Here is a 20,569-nt window from a genome sequence, read left to right as displayed (position 1 = left end):
TTTGCGTTTAAATAATAAAGGAAAGCAGGAATGTGCAAACCAGTGCAATCACGGACGCGATAAATGTCGCGGTCGTATAGTATTTGAACGTCTCATTCAGGGTGGCGCCGCAGTACTGCTTCACCAGCCAGAAGAGGGAATCGGTCACGATCGTGCAGCCAATAGCGCCGGAGCCGATGGCAATGGCGATGATCTCCGGGCTAACGTTAGGATAGAGCGGCAGCATCGGTGCCACGATAGCCGTCGCCCCCATCATCGCCACCGTGGCGGAGCCCACTGCGGCATGCAGGATTAACGCCACCAGCCAGGCCAGCAGAATCGGGTGCATGTGCATGTTTGAGAGGATCAGTGCGAGGGTATCCGCCAGCCCGCTGCTCTTGAGGATAGCGTTGAATGCGCCGCCTGCGCCGATAATCAGCAAAATGTTAGCAATCGAGCCAAAACCGTTTTCGGTGTGGGTCAGTAGCGCCCCCATGCCGATATGCTGACGCAGACCGAGAATGTAGTAGGCCACGAAAACGGCAATAAACATCGCGGTGATCGGGTTACCGATAAACTCCAGCAGCGTATACACCGTGCTGCCTTTCGCCATGTTCAGCTCTGCGACGGTTTTTACCAGCATCAGGGCAATCGGCAGCAGAACGGTAAACAGCGTAGCGCCCAGCGACGGCAGTGTACTTTCGTCGCGCACTTTGAGGTCGGAAAATTCAGCCGGAACCGGTTTAAACGGCAGACGGTTACCGAGGAATTTCAGGTACAGCGGACCGCCGATCAGTGAGGCCATCAAACCGACCAGTAAACCGTAAACAATCACGGTACCAATGTCCGCACCCAGCTTATTCGCCACGAACAGGGCGGCCGGATGCGGCGGCACGACGCAGTGTACTGCCATCAGCGCCGTACACAGCGGAATCGCCAGCTTCAGGAGTGATGTATTGGTCTTTTTGGCAATCGAAAAAGCCAGTGGAATCAACAGCACCACGCCGACTTCAACAAACAGTGTGATCCCGCATATCAGTCCGACCAGTACCATAATGACGTCAGCGGAAAGCCAACGGCAGCGCTGCAGCGTCAGTCCGATGCGTTCGGCCGCGCCTGAGACTTCCATCATTTTGCCCAGAATGGTTCCAAGGCCGATAACCGCGGCGAGGAAGCCTAGCGTACCGCCGATGCCACTCTCAATGGCATTGACCATATCCAGCGGCCCCATACCCATCATCGTACCCACGAAGAAGCTGGCTAACAGCAGCGCCAGAAACGGGTGGAATTTGAACTTCACGATGGTCAAAACGATTAACACGATGCTTATCAGCAGCGTGCTCACAACCCAGATTTGAGAGTGCATAGCTCACCTTGCCCTGTGATTAATATAGGGGTATTGGACAAAAATAAGGCAGGGTCTGACAAACGATATAAATCCCCTTTCACATGAGCCAGATTGAATCAAATGAGTGATTTACGTCTAATTGCGTCTGGTTTTTGCGATATGGTTCACTTTGATTCATCTTTATGCTGATTTTTGCAGCGAACTTTTTTACACTCCGGCGAATGAATCAGGAGGACAAGAGGTGAGTATGGATCCCGTACGCGAGGTCAGAAATCGTCTGCTCAATGGCTGGCAGTTGTCAAAACTGTATACTTTTGAAGTGGCTGCGCGGCATCAGTCGTTTGCGCTGGCAGCAGACGAGCTGTCATTAAGTCCCAGCGCCGTCAGCCATCGGATTAATCAGCTGGAAGAGGAGTTAGGCATCCAACTGTTTGTCCGCTCGCACCGCAAAGTGGAACTCACCCACGAAGGCAAAAGGGTTTTTTGGGCGCTGAAATCGTCGCTGGACACGCTCAACCAGGAAATTCTTGATATCAAGAATCAGGAGCTCTCGGGGACGCTCACCGTCTACTCGCGGCCCTCTATCGCTCAGTGCTGGCTGGTTCCGGCGCTCGGTGATTTTACCCGCCGTTACCCGGCAATTTCACTGACTATCCTGACCGGCAATGACAACGTCAATCTGCAGCGTGCCGGGGTCGATCTGGCTATCTATTTTGACGACGCGCCTTCCGCGCAACTCACCCATCACTTCCTGATGGATGAAGAGATCCTGCCGGTATGCAGCCCGGACTACGCTCGACGCCATGACCTTACCGGATCGCTGGTGAATCTGCCGCACTGTACGCTGCTGCACGACAGACAGGCGTGGAGTAACGATTCCGGGACCGATGAATGGCACAGCTGGGCGCAGCATTTTGCAGCAAACCTGCCGACATCGTCGGGAATTGGTTTCGATCGCTCTGATTTAGCGGTCATTGCGGCAATGAACCATATCGGCGTGGCGATGGGCCGAAGGCGGCTGGTGCAAAAACGTCTCGACAGCGGAGAGCTGGTCGCGCCTTTTGGCGATATGGCGCTGAAATGCCATCAGCACTACTACATCACCACGCTGCCCGGCAGGCAGTGGCCGAAAATCGAGGCGTTTATTGGCTGGCTACAGGAGCAGGTTAATTAGGCAGGTCGCGAATTTTTTTTACGCTTTCTCTCTACACGGAAAGTGAAAAAGCATGCTAAATACGTGATATCACTCCTGATGATTTGCGTAAGGACGACCGTGTTAAAGCCGATTGTTTCCCTTTTGCTGTTAGCCAGCGCCACCGTATATGCCACGCAACCTGCGCTGACGGCGGCGCAGTATGCGCAGCAGCTTGGCGTTGGGATGGACGTAGACTGGGCGCGCACCGATCGGGGTATACGTGAATTCGATCCGCTGGTGGTGCGGGATTTTAAGGCGAAAGGGTTGACCCACGTGCGCATTCGCGTGGCGGGAGAGCCCACGGAGGCGCGGCTTATACACTTGCGTAAACTGGTGGAAGCCTGTGAGCAGTATGGCGTGATCCCGATAATCGCCTATCAGGCTGACGAATATAAAAAAGACCCCAGCGCCGGTAACGAAAAAGAGGTGGTTAACTGGTGGGTGGCGGTGGCGCATTACTTTGGTCAAAGCTCGCCGTTGCTGGGTTTCGACCTGATATTTGAACCCTCTGATAAGCTCAACCATAATCAGGCGTCGCTCAATCGGGTGTATGATAAAACCATTCGTAACATCCATGCCATCGACCCGCAGCGGATGATTTTCATCGCGCCGCGACTGCGTGCTGCACCGGAAGATTTGCTTAACCTGAAACTGCCGCCGCAAAGTCAGAATACCGTGCTGGCCCAATGGCATATTTTTCCGTGGGGACCGCTGAAAAATAACGGCAAATACCCGTGGACCTCAGGGACTGCGGCAGAAAAGGCCGCTATTCGCGCCCGCATCAATACCGCCGTTCATTGGCAGCAGAAAACTGGTCATGTCAGTTGGGTAGGAGGCTGGTCGCCAGGAGAAACCATCAGGAACGCGCCTTCAGCCTCACAAATGGCGTTTGCCCGCTTTATGGCGTGCGAGCTGAAAAAAGCGAAAATTCCCTATGCTATCAATGCGGATACGCAGTTCTATGATGGCGAGGAGGGTGCCTGGCGTCCGACGCTGGAGCCGCTGCTGACGACGATGATCGCGCCTGAATGCGAAAAGCCCGGCGATAAGCCGGGCCATCATACGCTTAAACCGCCTGTCCCTGATGCGACACGCGTGACGCCAGTGGAATCCAGCAAACAAAAATCAGCAGCCCCATAAGGGTCATCAACAACCCCAGACTGGCTTGCCCGGTCTGCGGCAGCATGGCAGAGAACCACGCCAGCACGCCGGAACCAATGTTTTGTAATCCCCCGACCAGCGCGCCGGCTGTGCCTGCCAGGAACGGGAAAGGTTCCATTGCGCCGCTGGTTGCCAGCGGAAACAGCATCCCGGCACCGAAGAAAAACAGCGCGGCGGGAACCAGCAGCGTCCAGACGTTCATCACGTCGAACAGCCCAGGGATCCACATCATCAAACCGGCGACCAGACAGCAGATAACCGACTGCCACATCAGCGTCGAGAAACGCTTGTTCGGGCGACCGGCGAACCAGGCGCCGAAAAACGCCGCCGGGATGGGCAGAATAAACAGGATACTGACCACCATACTGCTCAGACCGAGCCGTGCGCCCAACAATACCCCGGAGCAGGCTTCGAAGACCGCAACGCCTGCCAGACCACCGATCAGCATCAGCACGTAACAGGTGAAAGCGCTGTTGCCAAACAGCGTTTTATAGCTGGCGATAAGCCGTGGGCGCGGGGCACCTGCAGGGCGCGTTTCCGGCATCCAGCGCGCCATGCTAAACGTGACGCCCGCGCACAGAACCAACAGGAAGATGTAGCACGCGCGCCAGTTCCACAGGGTATCCAGCATGCCGCCAATCAATGGCGCCAGCAGTGGGCTGACCAGAATCCCCATGTTTAACAAACTATTCGCGTGGCGCAACTGCGAGCCTTCGTACAGATCGCGCGGTAAGGTTCTCGCCATCACACCGCCGACGCCCGTTCCCATCCCCTGAATTGCACTGGCGATAATCAGTACCGTCAGGCTGTGAGTGGTAATCGCGACCAGCGTGGCCAGCATAAAAATAGACATTCCGGCGAGGATCACCGGGCGGCGGCCAACGCGATCGGAAAGCGGGCCGTAAAACAGTTGTGACAGGCCGTAGGTCAACAGGTAGGCGGCCATCACACTTTGCACCGCCCCTTCGCGAACGTTCAGTTCACGCGCCATATCAGCAATTGCGGGGATATAAATGGTTTGCGCCATCTGACCTACCGCCACCAGTAATACCAACATCAACAACAAATTGACGCTTCTATGCCTTTTCATTTCGCTGATTACTTTTAAAAAAGAGAAAAAATAAGAATAAGGTGCTGCACTTTCCCGTAAATGCGCGTGGAATCTACCACAACAGAAAAAGAAGGCCAGATAGTAGGCTGGAATGTTTAGGGGGGGGACGGCAGGAAATGTAAACAAAAAGCGGCAACAAATGTTGCCGGATTGCATCGGGTTACAGCACGATCAAGACAAACGTAGTAATACCGCGCCTACGGCAATGCCTGCGGCCGCGACAAGACGTATTCCGGCAACCTTTTCTTTCAGCAGCAACCACGCGAGCAGAGCGCCAAACAGAATGGAGGTTTCACGCAGCGCCGCGACCACAGCCAACGGAGCCTGGGTCATGGCCCATAGCGCCAGACCGTAAGAACCCATCGTGCCAATCCCGCCAAGAATACCTTTCTTCCACTGCTGCACCAGATAGCGCGACGCTTCCCGGCGCCTGGCGATCATCGCCCAGGTGAGCAGGCAGGAGCCGTTCAGAAAGAAGGTCCACAGCGTATAACCCAGCGCGGTTTCTGATAAGCGTACGCCGGTGCCATCAACCAGCGTGTAACCGGCGATAAAACAGGCATTAATGAGCGCCAGTACGATCCCGCGTTGCGAGCTGCTGCGTCCGTTAAATGCCATACCGAGAATGGCCAGACAGATCGTGGCAATCCCCACCCACGCCAGCATAGACAGACTATCCCCAAGGAACAGAACGCTGATAATTGCGACCAGCAGCGGCGCTGTACCGCGCATTAACGGATAGGTCTGGCTCATATCCGAAACCTGATAGGTTTTGGCGACCAGGACCGTATACACCACTTGTAGCGCGGTTGAGACGGCCAAAAACGGCAGGCTGGCGGCGGAAGGTTGAGGCGCGAAGGGTAAGCAGATCAATGCCATAATCGCTGCTGAGCCGCTAACGCCGATCGCCGAATACAGTTTATCGTTTCCAGCTTTGACGATGGCGTTCCAGCTGGCGTGCAGCAGCGCGGCGAACAGCAAAATGCAGAAAACAGAAAGCGTCATGGTGGAATTCTTCCCTGAGAATGTCATAAAAACGTAACATATTGGCGCGACACAAGCACCAGGGAGAAGGTGAAAGGGGAGCGGAGTGTTACCCGCCCCCCTTTGGTGCGACTTGAATCTGAATTACTTAATGTATTTCAGAACGGCATCAAGGAGTTGCAGTGCTGCAACAATGAGTTTGAGGATAAGAATAGCGATATCCACGAGGCTCATACGCTCTCCTTTTGGTACAAGGAGCACGGTGCTGACGTACCTCGCCGCTGCCTGTTGCCAGCACCTTTGTTGACATAACACAGTGTGCTCACACGGGGGTTAAGGCGCTGACGGCACCACCCGTTTCAGCCAGGACTTTGATGCGCCGGTTTACGATGCGGCCCCCGTATAACACATTGCGTACCGAGACATTATAGATAAATACTGTATAAATTAACAGTATTTTATGGACGTTACGCCATTCATGTCCCATACTCAAAACCATCAAAATTCGTGCCGAAATTGCGTGTTCTTCGCAGAACGCGTATACTTTTTTCGTTGACATAACACAGTGTGTTCGGCGGCTACCAACCGCACAGCGCTGAAAAAACCTCGCTCCGGCGGGGTTTTTTGTTTTTCGGCCAGGACCTGTGAAATGTGATCGTTGACGCATTTTTATGCAGATGAAAATTTTTCCATTGTCACGCTGAAAAACCTGTGTTTGTATAAATCCAGTTAATCAACAAACAGACAGGTCCCTAATGAACCCTTCCATGCTGACTGCGACCCTACTAAAAACTGCGCCATCTCGCGCAGCGGTCGTCGTGCGTGTGGTGGTGGTCGTCGGCAATGCGCCGTAGGGTCCGAATCAACACACGATTCCAAAACCCCGCCGGCGCAAACCGGGCGGGGTTTTTCGTTTCAGAGACCTGCCCGGAGCAAAGGCCCAGAATAAAAGGACTGGAGCATGGCAAGTTCGGGCATAACATCCAAGCGTACGCGTTTTACGGGCGCAGAATTCATCGTTTATTTCCTGGAACGCCAGGGCATTCAGGTTGTTACCGGTATTCCCGGCGGATCGATTCTTCCCGTCTATGACGCCTTAAGCCAAAGCACGCAAATCCGTCATATCCTGGCGCGCCACGAGCAGGGCGCAGGGTTTATCGCGCAGGGAATGGCGCGAACCGATGGCAAACCCGCCGTCTGTATGGCCTGCAGCGGACCGGGCGCAACCAACCTGGTAACCGCCATTGCCGACGCGCGTCTGGATTCCATCCCGTTGGTGTGTATCACCGGGCAGGTTCCGGCTTCGATGATCGGTACCGACGCCTTCCAGGAAGTCGACACCTACGGCATCTCTATCCCCATCACTAAGCACAACTATCTGGTCCGCCATATCAGTGAATTACCCCAGGTTATGAGCGATGCGTTCCGCATTGCGCAGTCCGGACGTCCAGGCCCGGTGTGGATAGACATTCCTAAGGATATTCAAACTGCCGTTTTTGATATTGAAGAGATGCCGGAGCCCGCGCAGAAAATGGCGGCGCCAGCGTTCAGCCAGGACAGCATTCGCGATGCCGCAGCCATGATTAACGCTGCACAGCGCCCGGTGCTGTACCTCGGCGGCGGCGTGATTAACGCGCCTGAGCGCGTGCGTGAACTGGCAGAAAAAGCGACGCTGCCTACCACCATGACCTTAATGGCGCTCGGTATACTGCCGAAAGCGCATCCGCTGTCGTTAGGTATGCTGGGCATGCACGGCGCGCGCAGCACCAACTTTATTCTGCAAGAAGCGGATTTACTGATTGTTCTGGGCGCACGTTTTGATGACCGGGCGATTGGTAAAACCGAGCAGTTCTGCCCGAACGCTAAAATCATCCATGTGGATATCGACCGCGCGGAGCTGGGTAAAATCAAACAGCCGCACGTGGCGATTCAGGCTGATGTCGATGAGGTTCTGGCGCAATTGATCCCATTAATTGACGCGCAGCCGCGAGAGCCGTGGCATCAAATGGTGGCCGATTTACAACGCGAATTCCCTTGCACTATTCCGCAGGAACGCGACCCGCTCAGCCACTATGGATTGATCAACGCCGTGGCTGCCTGCGTGGATGACAGCGCCATTATCACCACCGATGTAGGCCAGCATCAGATGTGGGCGGCACAGGCTTACCCGCTGAATCGTCCGCGTCAGTGGTTGACCTCCGGCGGTCTGGGAACCATGGGCTTTGGTCTGCCGGCGGCAATTGGCGCGGCGCTGGCCAACCCGGACAAAAAAGTGCTGTGCTTTTCTGGTGACGGCAGCCTGATGATGAATATTCAGGAAATGGCGACCGCCAGCGAAAATCAGCTGGATATTAAAATTATCCTGATGAATAACGAAGCGTTGGGTCTGGTGTATCAGCAGCAAAGTTTGTTTTATAAGCAGGGCGTTTTTGCGGCGACCTATCCGGGGATGATTAACTTTATGCAGATAGCCGCCGGGTTTGGTCTCGAAACCTGCGATCTGAATAACGAGGCGGATCCGCAGGCAGCGTTGCAGAAAATTATTAATCGCCCTGGACCTGCGCTGATTCACGTGCGCATTGATGCCGAACAAAAAGTGTACCCGATGGTGCCGCCGGGTGCGGCAAACACAGAAATGGTGGGGGAATAAGCCATGCAACAGCAGACTCATGACAACGTAATCCTGGAACTCACCGTGCGCAACCATCCGGGCGTAATGACCCACGTCTGCGGGCTGTTTGCCCGCCGCGCTTTCAACGTGGAAGGCATTCTCTGTCTACCGATTCAGGACAGCGATAAGAGCCGCATATGGCTACTGGTCAACGACGATCAACGTCTGGAGCAGATGATAAGCCAGATAGACAAGCTGGAAGATGTGGTGAAAGTGGCCCGCAACCAGTCCGACCCGTCGATGTTTAACAAAATCACCGTGTTCTTTGAGTAGTTCGCTCAAGACTTGAACAGCCACGCGCTTATCGTTAAGGTAAGCGCGTTTTTTTATCCGCCAGGACAAACCCATGATCACCATCGCCCTTATCGACGACCACACTATCGTTCGCTCCGGCTTTGCCCAACTGCTGGGGCTGGAACCTGATTTGCAGGTTGTGGCTGAGTTTGGCTCAGGCAGCGAGGCGTTGGCGGGATTACCGGGACGCGGCGTGCAGGTGTGTATCTGTGATATCTCGATGCCCGATATCTCCGGCCTTGAACTGTTGAGTCAGTTGCCAAAGGGAATGGCGATTATCATGCTCTCCGTCCATGACAGCCCGGCGCTGGTGGAGCAGGCACTGAACGCGGGCGCACGTGGTTTCCTTTCTAAACGCTGCAGCCCGGATGAGCTGATCGCGGCGGTGCATACCGTGGCGACCGGTGGTTGCTATTTGACGCCGGACATCGCCGTCAAACTGGCGGCCGGTCGTCAGGATCCGCTGACTAAACGCGAACGTCAGGTGGCGGAAAAACTGGCGCAAGGCATGGCGGTGAAAGAGATTGCCGCCGAGCTGGGGCTGTCTCCGAAGACGGTACATGTGCATCGCGCCAACCTGATGGAAAAGCTCGACGTCAGCAACGACGTGGAACTGGCTCGCCGGATGTTTGACGGCTGGCAATGAACACGCTCTGTTCCCGGTTAATCACCGTTGTTGCCTGCTTTTTTATTTTCTCAGCCGCGTGGTTTTGCCTGTGGAGCATCAGCCTGCATCTGGTTGAGCGCCCGGAACTGGCGGTGCTGCTGTTTCCGTTTGGCCTGCGACTGGGGCTGATGCTGCAATGTCCGCGCGGCTACTGGCCGGTGCTGCTGGGCGCGGAATGGCTGCTTCTTTTCTGGCTGACACAGGAAGTGGCGCTGGCCCATTTGCCACTTTTGATGATCGGAAGCGCCCTCACGCTACTCCCGGTGATGCTGATTTCGCGATACCGCCATCAGCGCGACTGGCGCACGCTGCTGTTGCAGGGCGCGGCGCTGACGGCGGCGGCATTGCTACAATCGTTGCCCTGGATTGGGCAAGGCGAAGAGGCGTGGAACGCGCTGTTGCTGACGCTCACCGGCGGATTAACGCTGGCGCCGATCTGCCTGGTGTTCTGGCACTATCTGACCAGCACGACCTGGCTGCCGCTGGGCCCGGCGGTGGTGTCGCAGCCTGTGAACTGGCGCGGGCGGCACCTGGTCTGGTATCTGCTGCTGTTTAGCGTCAGTCTGTGGTTGCAGCTTGGCCTGCCGGATGAATTGTCACGCTTCACGCCGTTTTGCCTCGCGTTGCCGATCATTGCGCTCGCCTGGCACTATGGCTGGCAGGGGGCGCTGATTGCGACGCTAATGAACGCCATCGCGCTGATTGCCAGCCAGACCTGGCACGATCATCCCGTCGATTTACTGCTCTCGCTGCTGGCGCAAAGCCTGACCGGGCTACTGCTCGGCGCGGGCATTCAGCGTCTGCGCGAGCTTAACCAGTCGCTGCAAAACGAATTAGCGCGCAACCACCGTCTGGCTGAACGCCTGCTGGAGACCGAAGAGAGCGTGCGCCGGGATGTGGCGCGCGAACTGCACGACGATATCGGGCAGACCATCACCGCCATTCGCACGCAGGCGGGTATTGTCCAGCGCCTGGCCCCGGAAAACGCAGGGGTGAAGCGCAGTGGGGCGCATATCGAACAACTTTCTCTCGGCGTGTACGATTCGGTGCGTCGCCTGTTAGGCCGTCTGCGACCGCGCCAACTGGACGATCTCACGCTGGAGCAGGCCATCCGCTCACTGATGCGCGAAATGGAGCTGGAAAGCCGCGGCATCGTCAGCCATCTCGACTGGCGAATTGATGAATCTGTGCTCAGCGAAAGCCAGCGCGTAACGCTGTTTCGCGTTTGTCAGGAAGGGCTGAACAACATCGTGAAGCACGCCAACGCCAGCGCGGTGACGCTTCAGGGCTGGCAACAGGATGAACGGTTGATGCTGGTGATTGAGGACGACGGCAGCGGCCTGCCGCCGGGGTCGAATCAGCAGGGATTTGGCCTTACGGGGATGCGTGAACGCATTAGCGCCCTCGGCGGTAAGCTCACGATTTCCTGTACGCACGGCACGCGTGTCAGCGTGTCGTTACCCCAGCGATATGTGTAAGGCGCAGTCATGTTTTCGTTTTTAAAAGCCCCGGCCAGTGCGCCGCTCATTACTGATAAGCGTGAGGTGGATGCCCGCTACCGCTACTGGCGGCGGCATATTCTGACCACCATTTGGCTCGGCTACGCGCTGTTCTATTTCACACGCAAGAGCTTCAACGCCGCCGTACCGGATATTCTCACCAGCGGTGTGCTGACTCGTAGCGACATTGGGCTGCTGGCGACGCTGTTTTACATCACCTACGGCCTGTCGAAGTTTGTTTCCGGTATCGTCAGCGACCGCTCCAACGCCCGCTATTTTATGGGTATCGGGCTGATTGCCACCGGCGTGGTGAACATTCTGTTTGGATTTTCCACCTCGCTATGGGCTTTTGCGGTGCTGTGGGCGCTGAACGCCTTTTTCCAGGGCTGGGGATCGCCGGTCTGCGCGCGTTTATTGACCGCGTGGTATTCGCGTACCGAGCGCGGCGGCTGGTGGGCGCTGTGGAATACCGCGCACAACGTCGGCGGGGCGCTGATCCCCATCGTGATGGCGGCGACGGCGCTGCACTACGGCTGGCGCGCCGGGATGACCATCGCCGGGCTGCTGGCGATTGTAGTAGGGATTTTTCTCTGCTGGCGGCTACGCGACAGGCCGCAGGCAATTGGCCTGCCACCGGTTGGCGACTGGCGGCATGATGAACTGGAGATCGCCCAGCAGCAGGAAGGCGCAGGGCTGAGCCGCAAAGAGATCCTCACCCGCTATGTGCTACTGAATCCTTATATCTGGCTGCTGTCGCTGTGTTATGTGCTGGTGTACGTTGTGCGCGCCGCGATCAATGACTGGGGTAATCTGTATATGTCAGAGACGCTCGGCGTGGATCTGGTGACCGCCAATACCGCCGTGACGATGTTTGAGCTGGGCGGATTTGTTGGCGCGCTGGTGGCGGGTTGGGGTTCTGACAAGCTGTTTAACGGCAACCGTGGTCCAATGAACCTGATTTTCGCCGCCGGAATTTTACTCTCCGTTGGCTCGTTGTGGCTGATGCCGTTCGCCAGCTACGTGATGCAGGCAGCGTGCTTTTTCACCACTGGATTCTTCGTCTTCGGCCCGCAGATGCTGATAGGCATGGCGGCGGCGGAGTGCTCGCACAAAGAGGCGGCGGGCGCGGCAACCGGGTTTGTCGGACTGTTTGCTTATCTGGGGGCATCGCTCTCCGGCTGGCCGCTGGCGAAGGTGATGGAGGTCTGGCACTGGACAGGATTTTTTGTGGTGATCGCCATTGCGGCGGGGATTTCCGCGCTGCTGCTGCTGCCGTTTTTAAACGCCCAGGCCCCGCGCGATCTTAACGAAGCGTGATGTACCTCACCTTTTTGCCCTGAGTGGGGCAAAACTAAGAAATTTTCCCGGTTTCACCTGGACGCTGTCTCAGGCGCGTCTTCCGGCTGATTTTTACAATGCCTGCCATTCGCAGGTATAAAAATTAGCTCGGGAGTGTCAAATGCTGGCCTTTCTAAACCAGGTGCGCAAGCCGACCCTGGATCTGCCGCTCGATGTGCGGCGCAAAATGTGGTTCAAACCGTTCATGCAGTCCTATCTGGTGGTCTTTATCGGCTACCTGACCATGTACCTGATCCGCAAAAACTTCAACATCGCGCAGAATGACATGATCTCCACCTACGGGCTGAGCATGACGCAGTTGGGGATGATTGGCCTGGGCTTCTCTATCACCTACGGCGTGGGTAAAACGCTGGTTTCCTACTACGCGGACGGTAAAAACACCAAGCAGTTCCTGCCGTTTATGCTGATCCTCTCCGCCATCTGTATGCTCGGCTTCAGCGCCAGCATGGGTGCGGGTTCAATCAGCTTGTTTTTGATGATCGCCTTCTACGCGCTGAGCGGTTTCTTCCAGAGTACCGGCGGCTCGTGTAGCTATTCCACCATCACCAAATGGACGCCGCGTCGCAAGCGGGGTTCTTACCTCGGCATGTGGAACATCTCTCACAACCTTGGCGGTGCGGGTGCGGCGGGCGTGGCGCTGTTTGGCGCTAACTATCTGTTCGACGGTCACGTCATCGGGATGTTTATCTTCCCGTCAATTATTGCCCTGATAGTCGGCTTTATCGGCCTGCGCTACGGCAGCGATTCCCCGGAGTCATACGGCCTCGGTAAAGCCGAAGAGCTGTTCGGCGAGGAGATCAGCGAAGAGGACAAAGAGACAGAAGAAAACGAGATGACTAAATGGCAGATCTTTGTTGAGTACGTGCTGAAAAACAAAGTGATCTGGCTGTTATGTTTCTCGAACATCTTCCTGTACGTGGTGCGTATCGGTATTGACCAGTGGTCCACCGTCTACGCTTTCCAGGAGTTGAAGCTCTCCAAAGAAGTGGCGATTCAGGGCTTTACCCTGTTTGAAGTGGGCGCGCTGGTCGGCACGCTGCTGTGGGGCTGGCTCTCTGACCTGGCGAATGGCCGCCGTGCGCTGGTGGCCTGCGTGGCGCTGGCGTTGATTATCGCCACCCTGGGCGTTTATCAACATGCCAGCAACCAGTATATCTATCTGGCTTCGCTGTTTGCGCTGGGCTTCCTGGTGTTCGGTCCTCAGTTGTTAATCGGCGTTGCGGCAGTCGGATTTGTGCCGAAAAAAGCGATCGGCGCGGCCGATGGGATTAAAGGCACTTTCGCTTATCTGATTGGTGACAGCTTCGCCAAGCTGGGTCTGGGGATGATTGCCGACGGCACGCCGATTTTCGGTCTGACCGGCTGGGCGGGCACTTTCGCCGCGCTGGATGCTGCCGCCATCGGTTGTATCTGCCTGATGGCCGTGGTGGCCGTATTTGAAGAACGGAAAATTCGCCGCGAGAAAAAGATTCAACAATTGAAAGTCGCTTAAGTTAAGTGTGCATTGGTAACTTTTGCCCGCCTTAATGGCGGGCTTTTTTATGTTTGAGGCTGAAGCATCTCGTATTCAGGTTGTTTCAAAGTCAGTTGATTAATCGTCGGCAATGACCATTTTTTTATCAAAGTTGATCAGTAGCGAGCAGATGAGATAACCCACTGCAGCCAGTGCAAAGAACATCATGGCGGCGTAATAGTTGCCGGTAGATTGAACCAGGAAACCGATAAAAATGGGTAAGATGGCGGCGAACAGGTTACTAGTGAAGTTCATGGTCCCGCAAATGGTGCCTGCAACAGATTGTGCGCCCAACAGTCCCGGTATTGACCAGTAAACGCTGGCCCACCGCAGAGGGAAAAGGGCAATAGTGAGTAAGGTGATGGCGACGGCTGGCGTCGAACTTTGTGCGCAAAGGAAAATGCCAACACCAGCAGTAGTGGCGGAAATAGCCAACATGGTATGCATAACACGGCTTGTTTTTGCTCCTTTGCTGCGCCATTTATCCATAATGTAACCGCCCGTCAATTGGCCGACAAAGCACAGCAGGAAGATCAGCGCCATTGCTCCGCCCATCGATTTGATATCAAAACCGTAGGTGGCTTGAAAATAGAGCGGCAGCCAGGTCATCAGACCGTAGAACACAAAGCTGTAGCAGACCCACCCCCCGATAAGCGCAATTACATTTCGTTGTTTCAGGTAAGGTTTGATATCAGCTAAACGGTATTTTTTGCTGCTGGTTTCCGCGCCGTTTGCGGCAGCAATGTGGTCCAGCTCAGCTTTATTAATGCTTGGATGTTCTGATGGATATGTGCGGATGTACCACCAGGCCAGAAGGCCGACGACCATTGTTCCGACGCCTGCCACTACAAATGCCATACGCCAGGAGTCGAACATTGCAATAAGACCGGCGATGATTACTGCCCCTAACGCCGTACCCAGGGGGGCGCCACCATCAAGCAGCATCGAACCGCGTCCGCGCTCTGTTGGTGTTAACCATGTCCCCATTAACTTCGCACCAGCGGGCATGATTGGAGATTCAGTGACGCCTAACCCCAGACGAGAAAGTGAAAGGGTGAAAATAGAGTGACACAGAGCTGCGACGGCCTGAAATGCACCCCATAAGATAGTGGCCAGGGCAATGATATTTCTGGCTTTGAATTTATCGGCAATGATGCCACTGGGAATTTGCATTAATGCATACGCCCAGAAAAAAGCACTATGAATAACGCCGACAACGCGGGTGTCAGTAATACCAAATTCATCCGTAATATAAGGCATGGCAATAGAAAGAGAGGTGCGGTCAATATAGTTAATAGCACCTAATAAAAGCATGATGATAAATATCCGCCATCTTACTGTTGTTGCCTTTAATTTATCTTCTTCAGTATTTGTATTAATAATAGACATAAAGACTCCTTGCCATACTCATAGTGAGTATGGCGGTACGAGGTATTATTATATTGTGGAGCGTTACATTATGGAGCCAATAGTCCAGGGGACGAATTCTTGACTGCCATAGCCAAATTCCTCACTCTTCGTTTTTTTTCCGGATGCCATTTCAAGGATCATCTGGTAAATACGTTCGCCAACTTCCGCAATGGTTTCTTCCCCCTCGACAATGGTTCCGCAATTAATATCCATATCCTCCTGTTGGCGTTCCCAGAGCGCATTATTGGTAGCCAACTTCAGGCTTGGCGTTGGTTTGGAACCAAAGGCCGAACCGCGGCCTGTGGTGAAACACAGAAGATTTGCCCCTCCGGCGATTTGACCCGTGACGGCGATGGGGTCATATCCAGGAGTATCCATAAAGACAAAGCCTTTCGCGGTTACCGGTTCGGCATACTCATACACTTCTGTCAGATTGGTTGTGCCTGCTTTAGCAATACCACCTAGTGATTTTTCCAGAATCGTCGTCAATCCGCCGACTTTGTTACCGGCCGAGGGGTTATTGTTCATTTCGCTCCCGGTACGGCGGCAATACTCTTCCCACCAGTGAATGCGTGCAATGAGTTTTTCACCTACTTCGCGAGAAACGGCGCGGCGGGTAAGAAGATGTTCAGCGCCATAAATTTCCGAGGTTTCAGATAAAATTGCTGTTCCGCCTTGTTGCACCAGTTTATCTGCCGCATAGCCCAGAGCTGGATTGGCCGAAATCCCGGAATAGCTGTCGGAACCGCCACACTCAAGCGCGAGGATAATTTCTGAAGCAGGGATGGGTTGACGTGTAACCTGGTTAGCAACAGGTAGCATCTGGTTAACCAGGATAATACCTTTCTCAATGGCGTGGCGTGTGCCGCCTACATCCTGAATGGTATAACTGTGCATCATGGGGCCATCGGCCAGGCCATGGGCGTTCATCATGTCTTTAATTTGACTGGATTCGCATCCCAAACCAATGATGATTACCCCGGCGAAGTTTGCATGGGTGGCATAACCGGCCATCGTACGTCTCATGACGTCCATTGATTCACTTTTAGCGCCGATAGCGCAGCCAAAACTTTGTGGTAATGATACTACGCCATCAACGTTTGGATAATCTGCAAGGCCGTGCAGGCGGAAGTGATCCTCAATGGCCCTGACGACAGTGGCGCTGCAGTTGACGGAGCTTAAAATACCGATGTAGTTACGTGTGGCTGCTCGGCCATCTGCACGGCGGATACCCATAAATGTATCTTGTTGAGGGACTGGAGGAAGTGAATGGCAATCTTCACCCCAGGCATAGTCGCGCTCAAAATCGCCCATTCCCAAATTGTGCATGTGGACGTGTTCGCCAGGTTTAATCGGCTGGGTTGCGAAGCCTATAATCTGTCCATAGCGTTTGACCGCGTCGCCGACACTCAGCGCACGCAGGGCGATTTTATGCCCTGCAGGAATTTCACTCAAAACCGTAATTTGTTCGTCTTCAAGCCAGGTCTCACTGGGCACTGTTTGTCTTGCGATAACCACATCATCTTTGGGATTCAATTTTAGTACAGGGTTGATGTTCATTATCATTGCTCTCATGCTGGTTTATACCGAGATACGGGTCAAAATACTCTTAACCTGCGCTATTTTTTCTTTATCTAACGGTAATGCAGGAGGGACAACTGCGGTAGATATGTCCACACCACTTAATTTTATGGCGGTTTTTATAACGCCGAAGAAAGGTTGTTCTAAGGCATATAAAGGTGATAATCCGGCAAGTTGTTGTTGAAGCGTTTTGGCTGTAGCAAGATCGTTTTGTTGAACAGCCTGATAAATTCCCCGCGTAATATGAGGCGCAAAGTTAAAGGTTGCCGGAATTCCGCCATGTCCACCCAGTAGTAATGTATCAAGTAAATATTCGTCATAACCGCTGAAAATGATAAAATCTGGGCGAAAACAGTGAACTCGATTAATAATTTCCCTTGTGTGGCTAATGTTATCAATAGTGTCTTTAATACCGACGATATTTGGTACATCACGGGCAAGACGGGTGATGACGTCTAAACCAATATCCTGACCGGTTAGCTCTGGAAAGTTATATAAGAAGACTGGGATGCTTAACGCTTCTGCGATCCGTTTGTAATGCGTAAAGCGGGCCTCATCGCTGAGTTTTGCATAATAGGGGTTAACTACCAGTACTCCTTGTGCCCCCGCGTTTTCGGCGTGTTTTCCAAGCTGGATAGTTTCCGCAGTGCTCGCGCAGGCAATACCGATGAGAACTGGAACTCTGTTGGCAACATGTTGCAGACTAAATTCTGCAATCTGTTTTCTTTGCTCAGACGATAAATGTGAGAATTCGCCGCCGCTGCCCAGAATCAACATACCGTCAGCACCATTGCTAATAACATGGTCAATCATTGCTGCCATTCCTGCGCGATCCAATTCACCGTTATCGTCAACGATGGTCGGTACTGGCGGGAAAATACCTTTGAAAACGTTCAACATTGCCACTCCTCTAGTTCTATATATGGAACTCATGTTCTGTATATTGAAGTTAGTACAGCAAATATCCAAATCGTTCGTCAATGCTTTTTGCGGAAAAAACGAACAATTGTGAGATGGATCGAGTTTGGGGAATTGACATTTAGGGAATGGAGCTCATTTGCAGATGTGCAAAAAAGCCGCATTCCTGAGAAAAGTGATTGCGGTATACTGTGCAGAGTCTATGAATAAAAAAAGATTAATAGCGCATGAACCAAGACATTACGACCTCTGTTCCCGCATTGGATAAGACAGTAAAAATCTGTAATTACCTTTTCAATTCCCCTGGGGCGACGTTCAGCCAGATTCAGCAGGATCTGGGATTACCCAAAAGCAGCACATCCTCGTTGCTAAATGCCCTGGTTGAGCATCATCTTTTGCGCCTGGAAAAGGGGCGTTTCTTTTTGGGACTAAAGCTGTATGAATGGGGGAATCGTTCGCTGGAACAGTTTGATATCCGTAATGCAGCGCTTCCAGTTTTGGAAAAACTGCGTGAGCAAACGGACCTGACCTGCCATCTGGGCATACTGGATGAAGTTGCCCCAATTTATCTCATGAAGCTGGAAAACACTCAGGCTATTAGTATTCGTACCTGGGTCGGTAAAAAGTTACCGATGCACAGCTCCGGTGTGGGGAAAGCGCTTTGTGCCTGGCTGCCGCAGGATAAAATAGATGAACTGTTACCGAATGAGGAATTGCCGCAGTATACAGATACCACCATTACCAGCAAAAAAGCGTTGATGAAAGAGTTTGCCAAAATCCGCGAGCAGGGTTGGGTATTTGATAACGCCGAGGACTCCCCTGGCATCTATTGCATTGCTGCACCGGTATTTAATCGTAATAAAGAAGTAATTGCGGCAATAAGTATCAGCGGCGTTGAATTACAAATGCCTAAAGATTGTATTCCACAATATTCACAGTGGGTGCGCGAAGCCTGCCAGTCACTCTCGGAAAAATTAGTTTAAGCAGGCGGGTATCGTCATTAATGATTTGGATAATGCTGGCCACGTTGGTGGTTGTTTTTGTGGTGGGTTTTCGGGTGCTGACGTCCGGGTCGCGTCGGGCAATTCGTCGTCTGAGCGAGCGACTGAATATTGATGTCGTGCCGGTAGAATCGATGATCGATCAGATGGGAAAAGTACAGGGGGAGGCTTTTTTACAGTACCTGCACCGCCCGGATGAATCACATCTGCAAAATGCCGCCCAGGTGCTGTTGATCTGGCAAATCGTGATTGTCGACGGCAGTGAGCAGAATCTGCTGCAGTGGCACCGTTGGCTGCAAAAAGCCCGGCTGGCTGCACCGATTACCGACGCGCAGGTGCGTCTGGCGCTCGGATTTCTGCGCGAGATGGAGCCGGATATGCAGGAGCTTAATGCGTTTCAGATGCGCTATAACGCCTTTTTCCAGCCCGAAGATGGCGTGCACTGGCTGCACTGATAGTGATGCCTGATGGCGCTACGCTTATCAGGCTTACAAACAGGTTCAATCGTAAGCCGGATAAGGCGCAGCCGGCATCCGGGGAATAGTTGTCAAAACGTTAAATACGTCACAAATTTAATGTTACACTGCGTAACTTTTCTACAATAACCCCACGCAGGTAACAAAATGAGTGAAGCTGTTGAACAAAAATCCCGCGCTGAGGCAAATGTCCGCCCGAACTGGTCGGCGGTATTTGCCGTGGCGTTCTGCGTTGCCTGCCTGATAACCGTTGAATTTCTGCCCGTTAGCCTGTTAACGCCGATGGCGCAGGATCTGGGGATTTCTGAAGGCGTTGCCGGACAATCGGTGACCGTGACGGCGTTTGTCGCCATGTTCGCCAGCCTGTTTGTGACGCAAATTATTCAGGCGACCGATCGTCGCTACGTGGTGATCCTGTTTTCGGTGCTGCTAACGCTCTCCTGCCTGCTGGTTTCCTTTGCCAACTCTTTTTCGCTGTTGCTCGTTGGCCGTGCCTGCCTCGGTCTGGCACTTGGCGGTTTCTGGGCGATGTCGGCGTCGCTGACCATGCGTCTGGTTCCCGCACGTACGGTACCGAAAGCGCTGTCGGTGATTTTTGGCGCAGTTTCAATCGCGCTGGTGATTGCCGCGCCGTTGGGGAGCTTTTTGGGCGGCATTATCGGCTGGCGCAACGTGTTTAACGCGGCGGCGGTAATGGGGGTGTTGTGTACCATATGGGTGGTGAGAGCGCTGCCTTCGCTGCCGGGCGAACCTTCGCATCAGAAACAAAACATGTTCAGTCTGCTGCAGCGCCCGGGCGTGATGGCCGGGATGATTGCCATCTTCATGTCCTTTGCCGGGCAGTTCGCCTTCTTTACCTATATTCGTCCGATCTATATGAATCTGGCGGGCTTTGGCGTTGATGGCCTGACGCTGGTGCTGCTGAGTTTTGGTATCGCCAGCTTTGTCGGGACGTCGCTCTCCTCGGTAATTCTGAAGCGCTCGGTAAAACTGGCCTTAGCCGGTGCGCCGCTGGTGCTGGCGCTCAGCGCGCTGGTCCTGATTCTGTGGGGCAGCGACAAAGTTGTGGCGGCAGGCATTGCGATTATCTGGGGACTGGCGTTTGCGTTGGTACCGGTCGGTTGGTCGACGTGGATCACCCGCTCGCTTGCCGATCAGGCAGAAAAAGCCGGATCCGTCCAGGTCGCCGTGATCCAGCTTGCCAATACCTGCGGGGCAGCAGTGGGAGGCTATGCGCTCGATAACCTCGGACTGCTGTCGCCCCTGATGCTCTCCGGCAGCCTGATGCTGCTGACGGCGCTTCTGGTGGCAGCGAAAGTTCGCATAAAGGGTATGCAATAAACTCCTGTGTTGTTCGCCGGATGGCGCTGTCATCGTAGGCCGGATAAGGCGTTCTCGCCGC

The 20,569-nt window shown here is 54.0% G+C and carries 19 protein-coding genes; 12 read left to right on the top strand and 7 right to left on the bottom strand.

Annotation, left to right across the window (positions count from 1 at the left end; genetic code table 11):
• Positions 1 to 7 precede the first annotated feature (7 nt).
• Positions 8 to 1,345 (bottom strand): D-serine transporter DsdX, encoded by a 1,338-nt coding sequence (gene dsdX / locus OGV80_RS08350; protein WP_043018794.1) that lies wholly within the window; start codon positions 1,343 to 1,345, stop codon positions 8 to 10.
• 229 nt (positions 1,346 to 1,574) lie between these two features.
• On the opposite strand from dsdX, the gene dsdC reads away from it, so the two are divergent.
• Complete coding sequence (gene dsdC, locus OGV80_RS08345; protein ID WP_043018793.1) at positions 1,575 to 2,501, top strand: DNA-binding transcriptional regulator DsdC; 927 nt, start codon at positions 1,575 to 1,577, stop codon at positions 2,499 to 2,501.
• Positions 2,502 to 2,579: 78 nt separating this feature from the next.
• Entirely contained in the window at positions 2,580 to 3,662 is a 1,083-nt protein-coding gene (locus OGV80_RS08340) for a cellulase family glycosylhydrolase (RefSeq protein ID WP_181634701.1), read from the top strand.
• On the opposite strand, the gene emrD is transcribed toward OGV80_RS08340, so the two are convergent.
• The 3 genes from emrD to tisB form a co-directional block, all read right to left on the bottom strand.
• Positions 3,589 to 4,773 (bottom strand): multidrug efflux MFS transporter EmrD, encoded by a 1,185-nt coding sequence (gene emrD, locus OGV80_RS08335; protein ID WP_043018791.1) that lies wholly within the window; start codon positions 4,771 to 4,773, stop codon positions 3,589 to 3,591. The two genes, OGV80_RS08340 and emrD, sit on opposite strands and share 74 nt — an antisense overlap.
• Positions 4,774 to 4,965: 192 nt before the next feature.
• On the bottom strand, positions 4,966 to 5,799 hold the full coding sequence (locus OGV80_RS08330; protein ID WP_047407739.1) for an EamA family transporter: 834 nt from the start codon (positions 5,797 to 5,799) through the stop codon (positions 4,966 to 4,968).
• 123 nt (positions 5,800 to 5,922) lie between these two features.
• On the bottom strand, positions 5,923 to 6,012 hold the full coding sequence (tisB, locus tag OGV80_RS08325; protein ID WP_003840643.1) for a type I toxin-antitoxin system toxin TisB: 90 nt from the start codon (positions 6,010 to 6,012) through the stop codon (positions 5,923 to 5,925).
• 521 nt (positions 6,013 to 6,533) lie between these two features.
• Here tisB and ivbL point away from each other — a divergent pair.
• The 7 genes from ivbL to uhpT all read left to right on the top strand — a co-directional run bounded on the left by ivbL (position 6,534) and on the right by uhpT (position 13,760).
• Complete coding sequence (gene ivbL, locus OGV80_RS08320; RefSeq protein WP_003827118.1) at positions 6,534 to 6,632, top strand: ilvB operon leader peptide IvbL; 99 nt, start codon at positions 6,534 to 6,536, stop codon at positions 6,630 to 6,632.
• Between the two features lie 107 nt (positions 6,633 to 6,739).
• Positions 6,740 to 8,428 carry an acetolactate synthase large subunit gene (gene ilvB, locus OGV80_RS08315; protein WP_286514494.1) on the top strand — a complete coding sequence of 563 codons (1,689 nt, stop codon included), beginning with the start codon at positions 6,740 to 6,742 and terminating at the stop codon, positions 8,426 to 8,428.
• Positions 8,429 to 8,431: 3 nt separating this feature from the next.
• A complete protein-coding gene (gene ilvN, locus OGV80_RS08310) occupies positions 8,432 to 8,722 on the top strand; it encodes an acetolactate synthase small subunit (RefSeq protein WP_003023914.1) in 291 nt (96 codons plus the stop codon).
• A 73-nt stretch (positions 8,723 to 8,795) separates the two neighbouring features.
• Positions 8,796 to 9,389: a response regulator transcription factor UhpA gene (uhpA, locus tag OGV80_RS08305; protein WP_043018787.1), complete on the top strand. Its 594-nt coding sequence runs from the start codon at positions 8,796 to 8,798 to the stop codon at positions 9,387 to 9,389.
• Positions 9,386 to 10,888 carry a signal transduction histidine-protein kinase/phosphatase UhpB gene (uhpB, locus tag OGV80_RS08300; RefSeq protein WP_087052852.1) on the top strand — a complete coding sequence of 501 codons (1,503 nt, stop codon included), beginning with the start codon at positions 9,386 to 9,388 and terminating at the stop codon, positions 10,886 to 10,888. Before uhpA ends, uhpB begins: the two co-directional genes overlap by 4 nt.
• A 9-nt stretch (positions 10,889 to 10,897) precedes the next feature.
• Positions 10,898 to 12,226, top strand: coding sequence for an MFS transporter (locus OGV80_RS08295; protein ID WP_043018785.1), 1,329 nt, complete (start codon positions 10,898 to 10,900; stop codon positions 12,224 to 12,226).
• A gap of 142 nt (positions 12,227 to 12,368) precedes the next feature.
• A complete protein-coding gene (gene uhpT, locus OGV80_RS08290; RefSeq protein ID WP_286514490.1) occupies positions 12,369 to 13,760 on the top strand; it encodes a hexose-6-phosphate:phosphate antiporter UhpT in 1,392 nt (463 codons plus the stop codon).
• Positions 13,761 to 13,859: 99 nt separating this feature from the next.
• Here the strand turns inward: uhpT and OGV80_RS08285 are convergent, their stop codons facing one another.
• The 3 genes from OGV80_RS08285 to OGV80_RS08275 form a co-directional block, all read right to left on the bottom strand.
• Entirely contained in the window at positions 13,860 to 15,170 is a 1,311-nt protein-coding gene (locus tag OGV80_RS08285) for an MFS transporter (RefSeq protein WP_051642805.1), read from the bottom strand.
• 63 nt (positions 15,171 to 15,233) lie between these two features.
• Positions 15,234 to 16,751, bottom strand: a complete 1,518-nt coding sequence (locus tag OGV80_RS08280) for a UxaA family hydrolase (protein ID WP_043018783.1) — start codon at positions 16,749 to 16,751, stop codon at positions 15,234 to 15,236.
• Positions 16,752 to 16,772: 21 nt separating this feature from the next.
• The gene (locus OGV80_RS08275; protein WP_181230951.1) at positions 16,773 to 17,672 is read right to left on the bottom strand and encodes a dihydrodipicolinate synthase family protein; all 900 of its coding nucleotides are present in this window, start codon (positions 17,670 to 17,672) and stop codon (positions 16,773 to 16,775) included.
• 245 nt (positions 17,673 to 17,917) lie between these two features.
• Between OGV80_RS08275 and OGV80_RS08270 the strand changes: the two genes are divergently transcribed.
• From OGV80_RS08270 to nepI, 3 genes are all read left to right on the top strand, one after another.
• Positions 17,918 to 18,673 carry an IclR family transcriptional regulator gene (locus tag OGV80_RS08270; RefSeq protein ID WP_043018781.1) on the top strand — a complete coding sequence of 252 codons (756 nt, stop codon included), beginning with the start codon at positions 17,918 to 17,920 and terminating at the stop codon, positions 18,671 to 18,673.
• Positions 18,674 to 18,693: 20 nt separating this feature from the next.
• Positions 18,694 to 19,146, top strand: coding sequence for a DUF1198 family protein (locus OGV80_RS08265; protein ID WP_003827141.1), 453 nt, complete (start codon positions 18,694 to 18,696; stop codon positions 19,144 to 19,146).
• A 168-nt stretch (positions 19,147 to 19,314) separates the two neighbouring features.
• Positions 19,315 to 20,508: a purine ribonucleoside efflux pump NepI gene (gene nepI / locus OGV80_RS08260; protein ID WP_080625938.1), complete on the top strand. Its 1,194-nt coding sequence runs from the start codon at positions 19,315 to 19,317 to the stop codon at positions 20,506 to 20,508.
• The last annotated feature ends 61 nt before the right edge of the window (positions 20,509 to 20,569 follow it).

The organism is Citrobacter sp. Ce119 (assembly GCF_030334525.1).
GTDB classification, from domain to species: domain Bacteria; phylum Pseudomonadota; class Gammaproteobacteria; order Enterobacterales; family Enterobacteriaceae; genus Citrobacter; species Citrobacter europaeus.
Note: the sequence above shows the minus strand (reverse complement) of the source record. Positions and strands in the feature narration are given on the sequence as shown.